The sequence below is a fragment of the Rathayibacter sp. AY1D2 genome, from assembly GCF_002932695.1.
Taxonomy (GTDB): Bacteria; Actinomycetota; Actinomycetes; order Actinomycetales; family Microbacteriaceae; genus Rathayibacter.
The window spans coordinates 1-12,182 of sequence record NZ_PSVX01000084.1; the positions used below are offsets into that span (position 1 = coordinate 1).

A 12,182-nucleotide genomic window follows, 5' to 3' on the forward strand; every position below is an offset into this window, starting at 1 on the left:
TCGACGTGGCAGTACCGGGGGGTTCACCGGTCGTGCCGGTGCCCCGACTCCGCCGATCCCCGCGGCGCACGCCCGCCCCGCCCTCGTCCGCGTGGATCGCCGGCGTCCGCGGCTCGGGCTTCACGCTGCTGGTGATGGGGATCATGATCCTCGCGATGGTCGTGCTCGCCCCGAGCATCAAGAACTTCGTTGAGCAGCGCGCCGAGATCGCCGAGCTGCAGCGCTCGGTCGACGCGGCCAAGACCCAGGCGCAGAACCTCGACGAGCAGCGCACCCGCTGGTCCGACCCGGCGTTCATCCGTGCGCAGGCCCGCGAGCGGCTGTACTTCGTGATGCCCGGCGAGGTGAGCTACCTCGTGCTCGACGACGTGACGCTCGCCCAGCAGGCGCAGCAGCCCGCGAGCGACACGGTGCAGGAGACCCCGAGCGACTGGGCCGGCTCCCTGCTGTCCTCGATCGCGGTCTCGGGCCTCGGCGAGCCGACCGCCGACGAGCTGACACCGACTCCGTAGCTCCCGCCCGACCCCGTCGCTCCCGCCCGGCCCCGCGTACACTGGAGCGTCCTCCCGGCCGTCCGTCCTCTGGAGCCCCCGTGACCACGCCCCCCTTCGATCCGCCGTCCGAGCGCGACATCGCGGTCGTCTCCGCCCAGCTGGGCCGTCCCGCCCGGGACGTCGTCGGGATCAGCGCACGCTGCGTCTGCGGCGACCCGACGGTGGTCTCCACGAGCCCCCGCCTGTCCGACGGCACGCCGTTCCCCACCTTCTACTACCTGACCCACCCCGCCGCGACGGCCGCGATCTCGCAGCTCGAGGCCACCCAGGTCATGGTCGAGTACAACGCGATGCTCGCCGAGGACGAGGAGCTGCGCGAGGCGTACGCCGCTGCGCACCGGGCGTTCCTGGCCGACCGCGAGAGCGTCGGCTCCGTCCCCGAGATCGCGGGCATCTCCTCCGGGGGCATGCCCTCGCGGGTGAAGTGCCTCCACGCCCTCGCCGCGCACGCCCTCGCGGCGGGCCCCGGCGTCAATCCGATCGGCGATCTGGCCCTGGCCCGCGCCGACTGGTCTCCCGAGCGCTGCGCCTGCAGGCCGCTCGACGCGTAGCCGCTCCTACCGGAGCCACGGAGGCGCCACCACCGGCGCGCTCTTCGCTAAGCTGATTCCCAGTCGGGGTCAGTGCTGCCCACCGCATCGAGAGCGGGCACTTCGCATTGCGTGAGGGTGTTCGCATTGTCCATCCCTCTTGGAGAGTCAACCGTGCCCAGAATCCTGATCGTCGGAGGCGGCTACGCCGGCTTCTACACCGCGTGGAAGCTCGAGAAGCAGCTCCGCCCGCACGAGGCAGAGGTCACGATCGTCGACCCGCTGCCCTACATGGCGTACCTGCCCTTCCTCCCCGAGGTCGCCGCGGGGTCGATCGAGCCGCGCCACGCGATCGTCTCGCTCCGCCGCCACCTCAAGAAGACCGCGATCCTCGCCGCCAAGGTGACGAAGATCGACCACGCGAACCGCACCGCGACGATCACCCCGACCGTGGGCGAGCCCTACGAGTTCGAGTACGACCAGATCGTCGTCACCGCCGGCTCCGTCTCGCGCACCTTCCCGATCCCGGGCGTCGCCGACAACGCGATCGGCCTGAAGACGATCGAGGAGGCGACCGCGATCCGCGACCGCATGCTCACGAACTTCGACAAGGCCGCGTCGCTCCCCGCCGGCCCCGAGCGCTCGCGCCTGCTGACCGTCACGGTCGTCGGCGGCGGGTTCGCGGGCATCGAGGTCTTCGCCGAGCTGCGCTCCTTCGCGAGCGCGCTGCTCAAGCGCTACCCCGAGATCGACTTCGAGGAGACGCAGTTCCACCTCATCGAGGCGATGGGCCGGATCATGCCCGAGGTCGCCCTCGAGACGAGCCACTGGGTGCTGAAGAACCTCGACCAGCGCGGCGCCACCGTGCACCTCGACACGCAGCTCAAGTCGGCCGAGAACGGCGTCATCCAGCTGTCGACTGGCGAGAGCTTCGAGTCGGACCTCATCATCTGGACCGCGGGCGTCATGGCGAACCCGTCGATCAAGAACTCCGATCTGCCCATCGAGGAGCGCGGCCGCCTGCGCGTGCGCGCCGACCTCCGCGTCGGCCACGACGACGTGCTCGTCGAGGGCGCCTGGGGCGCCGGCGACGCGACGGCCGTCCCCGACCTCACCGGCGGCGGCGTCGGCGGCTTCTGCGTGCCGAACGCCCAGCACGCCGTCCGCCAGGGCAAGCTCATGGCCAAGAACATCACCGCGGTGCTCCGCGGCGAGGAGCCGGTCGACTACGTGCACAAGAACCTCGGCGCGGTAGCGGGCCTGGGCATCGGCATCGGCGTGTTCCAGTCCGGCAAGATCGCCGTGAAGGGCTTCCCCGCCTGGGTGATGCACCGCGGCTACCACGGTCTCGCCATGCCCTCGTGGGAGCGCAAGTTCCGCGTGGTCTGGGGCTGGTGGAACAACCTCTGGCTCGGCCGCGACATCGCCTCGATCGAGGCCCGCGAGTACCCCCGCGGCTCCTTCGAGACCTACGCGTCGCGTCCGCGTCCGGCGGCCCCGGCCGCCGAGGCTCCGGCCGCGCAGGCCCCGGCGCAGATCCCCGGCCAGGCCGGTGCTCCGGTCCCGGTCGGCGGCGAGCCCGCCAAGTCCTGACACCGCCGCCGGGAGGGTCGCTCCTCCCGGTGGTCGCCCCCATAGCCCAATCGGCAGAGGCAGACGACTTAAAATCGTCTCAGTCTGGGTTCGAGTCCCAGTGGGGGCACTCCGTCCGACGTGCCGCTCTCTAGGCGGCGCGGGCGTGCGCGCTGCGTCGAGCGGGCTCGAGCAGCCCGGCCTCGAGGGCCTGGGTGATCTCGCCCGGGGTGCAGTCGGCGCAGAGCACGACGAGCTCCTCCTCGGTGTCGCGGCCGCCGGAGCGGTCGAGGACGACGGCGTCGGTTCCGCAGAGTGCGCATTCGATCATGCGGGTACCGTACGTCCGACCTCCGACATGCGCGCGGCAGCGCCCCGGCGCGTCTCGCCCGGATCCGGCAGGGCGCCGGGCGCGCCTCCGGACCGGTCGTCCTTCCGGCCGGAGGAGCCCGGTGTTCGGGAATCGGACGAGGATCCCGCGCGCCCGCGCCGCCTCGCCTAGAGTCGTCACCGGGCGGTTCCGAGCCCGGGCGCCCGCGTCCGGATGCGAGCCGCCCGGTCCACGGCGGGCGCCGGAACGGTCCCGCTTCTCGTGCCCGCGGGCACCGTCATGCACCGCCCGGCGACGGGCGGCCGGGAGGCCCCCATGGGGAAGCTGCTCTACGGAGCCTCGGGAGTCGAGATCGAGTTCGACGACCGCACGCTCACGCACGTCCAGATCGTCATCGCCAACAAGCTGCGCCGCCGCGAGAGCTTCTTCTTCTCCTGGCGGGACGACCCCGCGGTCGGCGACGGCCGCTCGAGCATCTGGCTCGACCCCTCCGTGCCCCTCTACTTCAAGTACTTCGGCGGACGGGTCCCCTCGATCAACCGCACCTGGATCGACCTGCTGACCGTCTCGGCGAACTCGTCCGGCGGGCTGCAGCTCGTGCAGGAGCCGGACGCCGCCCCCACCCCGCCGCCGAAGGGCGAGCAGGGCGCCTGACCCCCACCCGCCACGCCCCGGAGAAGAGCCCCATGCAGCGCGACGTCTCGGCCCACCTGACCCTCGACGTCGCGGCTCCGGCCGCCCTCGTCCTCTCGATCGCGGTGGCCGACGCGTACGGGGCGGAGGAGTCGCTGACGCTCACCGTCGACGGCCGCCCGCTCGCCGCTCGCGAGGTGATCGACCAGCACGGCACCCGGCTGCACGTGCTCGACGCGCCGGTCGGGCACCTCGTCGTGGACTACTCCGCGCGCGTCCTGGGACGCCTCGATCCGCTCGAGGGCGACGAGGTGGACCGGCTGCGGTACCTGCGGCCGAGCCGCTACGCCGAGTCGGACGTGCTGTGGGCGACGGCCCGGGCCGAGTTCGCCGGCCTCGCCGGGGCGGACCTCCTGCACGCGGTGAGCTCCTGGGTCGGCACGCGGCTGGCGTACGTCCCCGGCTCGAGCCTTCCGACGGACGGGGCCGAGCGGACGCTGCTCGCCCGCCGCGGCGTCTGCCGCGACTTCGCGCACCTCGTCGTCGCCCTCCTCCGTGCGCTGGACGTGCCCGCCCGACTGGCGGCCGTGTACGCCCCGGGACTGCAGCCGATGGACTTCCACGCGGTCGCGGAGGCCTGGATCGAGGGGGAGTGGCGGGCGGTCGACGCGACGACGCTCGCGCCGCGGTCGAGTCTCGTGCGGATCGCGACGGGACGCGACGCGGCCGACACCGCGTTCCTCGGCGTCTACGGCGGCATCGCGACGCTGCGCGAGCTGACGGTCGGCGCCGTGGCCGACGTGCTGCCGGGCGACGACCTCGACCGGCCCGTCTCGATCGGCTGAGCGGGCGGCCGAGGCCGGCTACTCCGACTCGACGAAGCGCCGCCAGGCCCAGATCGACGTGCACACCGCGCTGAAGGCGACGACGGCGAAGAGCACCGGACCCGCTCCGCCGTCGGTCGACCAGGACGCGATGGTCGGGGTGAGCAGCACGAACAGCACGGTCGTCGCGAGGAGCGTGAGCGCGAGCCAGAGCAGCGGAGACCAGCGCAGGATGCTGCGGCCGGCGGGGCGCCCGACCGGGAACAGCAGCACCACGCTCGAGCCGACCGAGATCAGCGTGGTCGCGCTGAGCACCTCCGCGGCGAGCACGGAGCCGAACGAGCCGTCGGGCGGGACCACGGCGGAGGCGCCCCAGGCGAGTCCGGCGAGACCCAGCAGCGAGACGACGCGGACGGTGGAGAGCTTCGCGCGGTCGACGGCGGATGCGCCCTCGGGGAGGACGAGGCCGATCACCACGCCGAAGAGGAGCGCCGGGTCCAGTCCCGCGAAGCGCGAGACGAGAGCGGCCGCCGCGACCAGGAGCAGCGCGCGCGGAGCGGCGACGACGCCGATCCCGCTGACGCCGATCCGTCGGCCGACCAGCGCGGGGACGGCGGCGGCGACCGCGTTGACCACGGCGACGGCCACGATGACGGCGATCAGCAGGCGCAGGTAGGCGGGCTGGCCGTCGACGCGTCCCGAGAGCAGGACGAGGCCGGCTGCGCAGCCGATCATCCCGACGACCATCAGGCGCGGCGAGGCGGGACCGGTGTCCGGCTTGTCGTCGTACTCGACGGCGGCGCGGTTGCGGCCCGTGAGGTGCCAGCTGCGCTCGGCGCGGGGCGCCCGCCCGGCCGCGGCGAGGCGGGCCGGCACGACGACCAGGGCGAGCGAGAGCAGAGCGAGCGCGAGGGAGCGCATCCAGTCGGCCATCGAGACGACGGGCGATCCGGCGGACAGCGCGGTGGTCATCCCGGTCGCCGCGCTCCAGCCGCCCGGCTCGGATCCGGCGTCGGGGGCGGGCTGCGGCGGCACGTCACCGCCGTCCACGTCGGGAGCCGGGACCGGCGCTGCGGTGGGCTCGGCGGTCGGCTCGTCCTCGGGCGTGGGCGCGGTCTCCCCGGGGCGGACGGGCGACGGGGACGCGGTCGGCGCCGCACTGCTCGGAGCGGGAGACGCGGCGGCCCCGGGTGCGGTGGGCGCGGCACCGGGGGCGGCCGGCGTCGTCGCGCTGGGCGTGCCGGTGGGAGCGGTCGTCGCCGCCGCGAAGGTCACGTCGATCCAGGGGCTCGGCGGGCTGTAGTTGCCGGCGCTGTCCCCGGCGATGGCGGAGACCCGGTGCGCGCCCGCCGTGATCGTGCCGCCGGTGCAGCTCCAGGCGCCTCCGCTGACCGCCGCGTCGCAGGTGTTGACCCGGTCCACGTACACGTAGGCGCGGGTGCCGTCCACGCCCGTCCCCGAGTAGGACGCGCCGCCGAGCGGCAGGGCGGCGCCGTCCGACGGCGAGGTGAGGGCGGGGGCGGCAGGAGCAGCGGTGTCGACCACGAGGGTCACCGGCGCGCTGGCCGGCGAGGCGGCGCTGCCGGCGAAGGAGGCGGTCTGCGTCGCGGTGACGCGGTAGCTGCCCGGCGCCGGAGTGGGGGCGAGCTGGCAGAACCACGCGCCGCCGGAGTCGGCGGTGGCCAGGCACGCGGCGCCGCCGTTCGAGACCGCGGCGACGCTCGCGCCGGGGTAGGCCGTGCCGCGGACCGAGCCCGCGGAGGTCGCCGAGCCGTCGACCGACTCGATGACGGGGGCGCTGAGGACGGCGATCGGGACGGCGGCCGAGGTGGTCCCGCCGCCGGCGAGGAGCTCCACCGCGACCAGGGTCGCCGGCCCGTCGTCGAGGGAGACGGCGCAGCTCCAGCCGCCGTCGGGGCCCGCGGTGGTGATGCAGAGGGGGTCGCCGCCGCCGCGGAGCCCGATCTGCACCTGGTCCCCGGCCGTCGCCGTGCCGGTGACCGTCGTCGCTCCCGTGCTGAGGACCGCGCCGGAGGAGGGAGCGGTGATCGTGAGAGCGGCGGCCTGCGCGGCCGGAGCGGCCAGCCCGGAGACGGAGGCGACGGCCGCGAGGAGCACCAGCAGCAGGGCGGCCGTGCGCCGCGGGGATCGGCGGAGTCGGGGCACCGGCACGACCGGTGAACCCCCCGGTACTGCCACGTCGACGTCCGATTTCACGATGCGTCCATTGCACGGGGGCAGGGGGGAGCTGTCAAGCGCGCCGCACCACTGTTCCCGGATGTACACCATCCGGAGGAGGCGTCTCGGCCGGTCGGGGGAGTCGGGGAGATCCGGGAGAGCGCTTCCGCGAGAATATACCCGTCGATCAGATCCGGAGGACAGTGGAATGCGCGAAGACGAGGCCCGTGGGCGCGATCGGCGGGAGGTGCGCGTCGAGGCCGCGCGCTTCGACGATCCGCGCGAGCTGGGCGGGCTCCTGCCGCCGGGCCTGCGCATCGGACTGGCGCAGAGCGCCTTCCAGACGGAGGGCTCCCTCGAGACGGGCGGCCGGGGCCGGTCGGTGTGGGACGACTTCGCGCTGCGACGGGGGACGATCGCCGAGGAGGCCACTCCCGAGATCGCGACGGACTTCCTCCTGCGCTGGCGCGAGGACCTCGCGCTGCTGGTCGATCTCGGCGTCGACGAGCTCCGGCTCTCGGTCTCGTGGCCCCGGCTGCAGCCCGACGGCCGCGGGCCGATCGACCGCGGAGGGCTCGGCTTCTACGACCGCCTGCTCGACGGGCTCGCCGAGACGGGGATCCGGGTCGCGCTGACCCTGCACCACCGCGACACCCCGTCGGCGCTCAGCGGCGGCTGGATGAACCGCGACACCGCGTTCCGCTTCGGCGATCTCGCCTTCGAGCTCGGCGGGCGGTTCGGCGACCGGGTCGCCGACTGGATCACCCTCGACCAGCCGTCGACGGTGATGCTCGAGGGCTACGCGCTCGCGCGGCAGGCGCCGGGCGCCGGGCGGCTGTTCAGCGCCCTGCCGGCGCTGCACCACCAGCTCCTCGGGCACGGCGTGGCGCTGGAGGCGCTGCGGGCGGCGGAGGTGACCGGGAGGATCGGCCTGGTCGACGCGCTCGCGCCCGTCGAGCCCGCCTCCGACGACGACCGGGACCGCGCCTTCGCCTCCCTGGCGGACGTCCTGCGGAACCGCCTGGTGGCCGACGCCGTGCTGACCGGGTCCTACCCGGTCGGACCGGAGGAGCTGCCGCCGTTCCTCGGCGCCCTCGCGCAGGCGGATCCGGTCGACCTCGCGCGCATCTCGGCACCGCTCGACTTCTACGCGGTCGCGCCGCTGCCGCCGCTGCGGACCGTGTCGGGCCGCGACCCGGCGCTGCCGACCGGGGTGGGCGCTCCTCCCGCGCTCCCCTTCCACACGGCGCCCTGGCCGGAGCTGGACCGCACGGGCGACGGCTCGCCGGTCGCACCCTGGGCTGTGGTCTCGGTGCTGCGGTCCCTCGTGGAGCGGTACGGCGACGCCCTGCCGCCGCTGGTGGTGACCGCGCTCGGCGCGAGCTACCCCGACGAGCCCGATCGCGAGGGTGCGATCGTCGACACGGAGCGGATCCGCTGGCTCGGGGCGCACCTGGCCGCTCTCGCCGAGGCCGTCCACGACGGACTGCCGGTGGAGGCCGTGCAGCTCTGGACCCTGGTCGACGCGTTCGAGTGGCAGCACGGCTACAGCCGCCCGCACGGGCTCGTGGCCGTCGACACGCGCAGCCGGGGCCGCGTGCCCAAGGCGTCGTTCGACTGGCTCCGGCGCGTCCTCGACGCCCGCTCCTGACGCGGGGGCGTGCGAGACTGCCGCCGTGCGCAGCCTCCTCGCCCTCGCCTCCGTCCTCCACGCCGACCCCGCCCCGGTGCTCGCCGCCCTCGCGGACGTCCTCGCCGCCGACGGCGCCTACGAGCGGCGGGGGAGCGGGCTCGAGCGCCGGCTCCCCGTGCTCGGCGTCGAGCAGTGGCGGGTCCTGGCGGACGAGGAGGGGGCCCGGGTCGAGTGCGAGCTGGTCGCCGCACCCGCCTCGTCGGCGCTCGCCGGGGTCCTCCTCCGGCGGCGGATCCGCGAGGCGCCGGACCGGTTCCGCGCGGTCGTGACCGCGGTCGCCGACGCGGTGGAGTGACGCTCCGGGGACGCCCGCGCGGGTCCGCTCCGACGCGCGCTCTCCGCTCCGCCCGCCGCCCCGCCTCCACCCCGCGCCAGCGCCCCCCGAACGGGGAATGCGCGGGCGCTCGCCGCTGTTGTCTACCGATGACGGGACGGGGCTCGGCGCCCCGCCCACCGGACAGCTCGGAGGAGCCAGAGGCAGATGGCAGGGACAGGGATGAACAAGGGTCGAGGGGCGCGCGGCAGTGACGACGAGATCGTCTACCGCCGCCACGCGAACGGACGCGGCATGGTCGCTCCCGGATCGCGCGTCTCGGCGACCGCGTACGTGGAGACCGGCGCCTACGTGGAGCCCGGCGCGACCGTGGGCGAGCGCGCCTGGATCGGCGCGGGCAGCTGGGTCGACCGCGACGCCATGATCGGGCACAGCGCCTTCATCGGCGCGAACGTGCACGTCGGGCCCGAGGCGATCATCGGACCGGGGGCGCGGATCGGGAGCTACTCCCGCATCGGACGCTCGGCCGTGATCGCGACCGGCGCCCGCATCGACCGCGACACCGTGGTGCCCGACGGCGCCCGGAAGGGCATCGACGAGGCGAGCGAGAGCGGCCGCCGCGCGGCCTGACCCGCACGACCCTGTTCCGCCGGCTCCCCGGAGCGGCGGAATAGGGTCGTTCCATGTTCGAACTCCACCACCTCAGCGCCCAGGAGCAGTGGGACTGGCTGCAGCGCGGAGAGGTCACGCCTCTCGAGCTCGCCGATCACTACCTCGCCCGGATCGAGCGCTGGAACGGGGAGCTGGGCGCCTTCGCCACGGTGACCGCCGATCGGGCGCGGGTGCGGGCATCAGCGCTCGGCACAGGGCCCGGAACCGCTCCGCTCTGGGGCCTGCCGAGCGGCGACAAGGACCTCTGGCGGCGCGCGGGCGTGCGGACCGCATTCGGATCCCGGCTGCGCGAGCACCACGTGCCCACCGCCTCCGACGAGATCGTCGAGGTGCTCGACGCGGCGGGAGCGGTCAGCCTCGGCAAGACCGCGGCGCCCGAGTTCGGGATGCCCTCCTACACCGAGACGCGGATCGGCCCGCCCGCCGTCACGCCCTGGGACACCCGCCTCGGGGCCGGCGGATCCAGCGGAGGAGCAGCGGTCGCCGTCGCCGCGGGACTGCTGCCGTTCGCCCCCGCCTCGGACGGCGGCGGGTCCATCCGCATCCCCGCCGCGGCCTGCGGCCTGGTGGGACTGAAGCCCTCCCGCGGACGTGTCGCCGCGCTCTCCGGCATCGGCGGAGTCGGCGGCCTGACGGTCGCCGGGCCGATCACCCGCTCGGTCGCCGACGCGGGCCTCCTGCTCGAGGGCATGCTGGAGCGGACGAACGGCCGCCTCCCGCAGCGCTGGTCGCTCGGCGCGCCCGGTGACGGCGACGGCTCGTTCCTCGGCGCCGCGGTGCGCGGAGAGGGGCGCTTCCAGATCGGCGTGCTGACGGACTCGCCCTGGGACGAGGAGTACGAGATCGCTCTCGCTCCGGAGGCGCGCGCCGCGCTGGACGAGGGGATCGCCGCGCTGGCCGCCCTCGGCCACGGGCTCGAGGAGGCGTCGCTCCCCCCGAGCGCCCCGTACCCCGCCGCGTTCCGGACGCTGTGGCAGAGCGGCGCCGCGGCCCTGCCCGTCGAGGGCGCGGACCTCGATCTGATAGAGCCGCTGACCCGCTGGCTGGTGGAGGAGGGACGCCGGCGCTCCGCCCGCGAGATCGTCGAGGCGGCGTCCTGGCTCTCGGGCTACGAGCGCGCGGTGATCGCGGCGTTCTCCGGCGTCGACGCGGTCCTGACGCCGTCGCTGGCGATGACGCCGCGCCCCGTCGGCTGGTACGACCTCGAGGATCCCGAGCGCAATTTCGAGCAGCAGTGCCTCTACACGCCGTACACGTCCTTCGTGAACGTGAGCGGCCTCCCCGCGATCACCCTTCCGCTGAGCACCACGGAGGAGGGCCTGCCGATGGGAGTCCAGCTGATCGGGCGACCCGGCGGCGAGGCGACGCTGCTGGCGATCGGCGCACAGCTCGAGCGGCGGGCGCGCTGGCAGAGGCGGCACCCGCCGCAGTGGTGACGGGGGGAGGCCGCAGTCGTGACGGGTCCGGGCGCGGCCGCACGGCGGATGGTCAGGTCCGGCTCTGGTCACTGAGGTAAGCCTTGCCTATACTCGGACACGATGTGCATGTTCGAGGACCGCGACGGCTCCGCGCCGGTCGACGTGAAGCAGTTCCTGATCGCGGGCGACGAGACCGTCGTGCCGTGGATCCAGAGCATCCTCGACACCCTCCCCGCGAACGCCCGCGGCCAGGTCTTCGTCGAGGTCGACGACGCGCGCGGACTGCCGCCGCTCGCCGCCCCCGGACGGGTCTGCGTCACCTGGCTCGGCCGCTCTGAGCGCTCGGGCGCCCCCGGCACAGGTGAGCGCTGCTCCCGCGGAGTCGCGCTCGACCGCGCGGTCCGGGCCTGGGTCGGCGAGATGTCGGTCGTCGACGGCGACTACCCGTGGGCCGACGGCCGCCACGACTTCTGCGCCTGGATCGGCGGGGCCGGCCCCGTCGTCGCCGAGCTCGCCGCCGACGTGGAGGCGCGCCTGCGCACCTCCGCCGAGCACGCCGCGCGCTGACCGTCCGCCGGGCGTCCCGGCTGAGTCTTAGGCAAGGCTTACCTTCTGTGCGAGACTGAGGCGATGCCTCCGACGACCGCCGCCCCCGCCCGACCGGCCTACCGGCCGTACCTCGCGACCGTCGCCGCAGCGACCCGGATCGCCCCGCACTTCATCCGCGTGACCCTCACCGGCACCGGCCTCGACCACGTCGGCTGCACCGGCCCCGACCAGCGCATCAAGCTCGTCGTCCCCACCGCCGCCTCCGACGCCCCCGCCTTCCTCGCCTCCGTCTCGGACCCCGACGGACCCGACGGACTCGACCCCGACTGGTACGGCCGCTGGCGACAGCTCCCCGACGAGCTCCGGAACCCGCTCCGCACCTACACCATCCGCGCCGTCCGCCCCGAGGACGCCGAGGTCGACATCGACTTCGCCGCCCACGGCGACACCGGACCGGCCTCCGCCTGGGTCGAGAGCGCCCGCGCCGGCGACCAGATCGTCATCATCGCGCCCGACACGCGCTCCGACCTCCCCGGCGGCGGAGTCGAGTTCCACCCCGGCGCCGCCACCTCCCTCCTCCTCGCCGGCGACGAGACGGCCGTCCCCGCCATCGCTGCGATCCTCGAGAGCCTCGACGACGACGCCACCGGAGCCGCGTTCCTCGAGGTCCCCACCGCCCACGACCGCCTCCCGCTCCGCCACCCCGCCGGCGTCCACGTCACCTGGATCGTCCGCGCCGACGCGGCAGCCCCCGGAGCGGCCCTCGGCGACGCGGTCCGCGCCTGGGCCACCCGCTTCCTCACCGCCCACCACCGCGGCGTCGACGTCAGCGACATCGACGTCGACCACGAGATGCTCTGGGAGGTCCACTCGATCAGCATCGTCCTCCGCGGTCGCACCCCTGGCGCGCCGTCCCCCGCGGCCGCGCCCCCGGCGCGCCGCATCCTCTGCGGT

At 74.8% G+C, this 12,182-nt stretch carries 13 protein-coding genes and 1 tRNA gene; 12 read left to right on the plus strand and 2 right to left on the minus strand.

The features are described 5' to 3' along the window. The 4 genes from C5D04_RS16330 to C5D04_RS16345 form a co-directional block, all read left to right on the plus strand. Window positions 1–512 (plus strand): septum formation initiator family protein (locus C5D04_RS16330; protein WP_104348035.1); only part of this gene is annotated, 512 nt, incomplete at its 5' end. 80 nt (window positions 513–592) lie between these two features. Next, window positions 593–1,105: a DUF501 domain-containing protein gene (locus tag C5D04_RS16335; RefSeq protein WP_104227430.1), complete on the plus strand. Its 513-nt coding sequence runs from the start codon at window positions 593–595 to the stop codon at window positions 1,103–1,105. Window positions 1,106–1,258: 153 nt separating this feature from the next. Next, on the plus strand, window positions 1,259–2,677 hold the full coding sequence (locus C5D04_RS16340) for an NAD(P)/FAD-dependent oxidoreductase (RefSeq protein ID WP_104225019.1): 1,419 nt from the start codon (window positions 1,259–1,261) through the stop codon (window positions 2,675–2,677). Between the two features lie 35 nt (window positions 2,678–2,712). After that, window positions 2,713–2,786, plus strand: a tRNA-Leu gene (locus tag C5D04_RS16345). A gap of 21 nt (window positions 2,787–2,807) precedes the next feature. Here the strand turns inward: C5D04_RS16345 and C5D04_RS16350 are convergent. Beyond that, complete coding sequence (locus C5D04_RS16350; protein WP_104225020.1) at window positions 2,808–2,987, minus strand: hypothetical protein; 180 nt, start codon at window positions 2,985–2,987, stop codon at window positions 2,808–2,810. Between the two features lie 261 nt (window positions 2,988–3,248). Here C5D04_RS16350 and C5D04_RS16355 point away from each other — a divergent pair, with 261 nt between their 5' ends. Further along, window positions 3,249–3,641, plus strand: coding sequence for an ATP-dependent DNA ligase (locus tag C5D04_RS16355; protein ID WP_374954157.1), 393 nt, complete (start codon window positions 3,249–3,251; stop codon window positions 3,639–3,641). 32 nt (window positions 3,642–3,673) lie between these two features. Continuing rightward, the gene (locus C5D04_RS16360; RefSeq protein ID WP_104234572.1) at window positions 3,674–4,465 is read left to right on the plus strand and encodes a transglutaminase family protein; all 792 of its coding nucleotides are present in this window, start codon (window positions 3,674–3,676) and stop codon (window positions 4,463–4,465) included. 18 nt (window positions 4,466–4,483) lie between these two features. On the opposite strand, the gene C5D04_RS16365 is transcribed toward C5D04_RS16360, so the two are convergent. Further along, the gene (locus C5D04_RS16365) at window positions 4,484–6,610 is read right to left on the minus strand and encodes a hypothetical protein (RefSeq protein ID WP_181110645.1); all 2,127 of its coding nucleotides are present in this window, start codon (window positions 6,608–6,610) and stop codon (window positions 4,484–4,486) included. Between the two features lie 220 nt (window positions 6,611–6,830). On the opposite strand from C5D04_RS16365, the gene C5D04_RS16370 reads away from it, so the two are divergent. The 6 genes from C5D04_RS16370 to C5D04_RS16395 form a co-directional block, all read left to right on the plus strand. Further along, complete coding sequence (locus C5D04_RS16370) at window positions 6,831–8,273, plus strand: glycoside hydrolase family 1 protein (protein ID WP_181137745.1); 1,443 nt, start codon at window positions 6,831–6,833, stop codon at window positions 8,271–8,273. Between the two features lie 25 nt (window positions 8,274–8,298). Next, window positions 8,299–8,610 (plus strand): hypothetical protein, encoded by a 312-nt coding sequence (locus C5D04_RS16375; RefSeq protein ID WP_104227427.1) that lies wholly within the window; start codon window positions 8,299–8,301, stop codon window positions 8,608–8,610. Window positions 8,611–8,796: 186 nt separating this feature from the next. After that, window positions 8,797–9,219 (plus strand): transferase, encoded by a 423-nt coding sequence (locus C5D04_RS16380; RefSeq protein WP_104225025.1) that lies wholly within the window; start codon window positions 8,797–8,799, stop codon window positions 9,217–9,219. A gap of 53 nt (window positions 9,220–9,272) precedes the next feature. Next, window positions 9,273–10,697, plus strand: a complete 1,425-nt coding sequence (locus tag C5D04_RS16385; protein ID WP_104326424.1) for an amidase — start codon at window positions 9,273–9,275, stop codon at window positions 10,695–10,697. A gap of 108 nt (window positions 10,698–10,805) precedes the next feature. Continuing rightward, window positions 10,806–11,246, plus strand: a complete 441-nt coding sequence (locus tag C5D04_RS16390) for an SIP domain-containing protein (protein WP_181027263.1) — start codon at window positions 10,806–10,808, stop codon at window positions 11,244–11,246. Between the two features lie 63 nt (window positions 11,247–11,309). Continuing rightward, the coding region (locus C5D04_RS16395) for a siderophore-interacting protein (protein WP_104348037.1) at window positions 11,310–12,182 on the plus strand (873 nt) is incomplete at its 3' end.

Bases quoted from the DNA above. Each gene is read 5' to 3' on its own strand.
- C5D04_RS16360 (WP_104234572.1), top strand. From the start codon at position 3,674: ATGCAGCGCGACGTCTCGGCCCACCTGACCCTCGACGTCGCGGCTCCG.
- C5D04_RS16385 (WP_104326424.1), top strand. From the start codon at position 9,273: ATGTTCGAACTCCACCACCTCAGCGCCCAGGAGCAGTGGGACTGGCTG.
- C5D04_RS16350 (WP_104225020.1), bottom strand. From the start codon at position 2,987: ATGATCGAATGCGCACTCTGCGGAACCGACGCCGTCGTCCTCGACCGC.
- C5D04_RS16390 (WP_181027263.1), top strand. From the start codon at position 10,806: ATGTTCGAGGACCGCGACGGCTCCGCGCCGGTCGACGTGAAGCAGTTC.
- C5D04_RS16370 (WP_181137745.1), top strand. From the start codon at position 6,831: ATGCGCGAAGACGAGGCCCGTGGGCGCGATCGGCGGGAGGTGCGCGTC.
- C5D04_RS16380 (WP_104225025.1), top strand. From the start codon at position 8,797: ATGGCAGGGACAGGGATGAACAAGGGTCGAGGGGCGCGCGGCAGTGAC.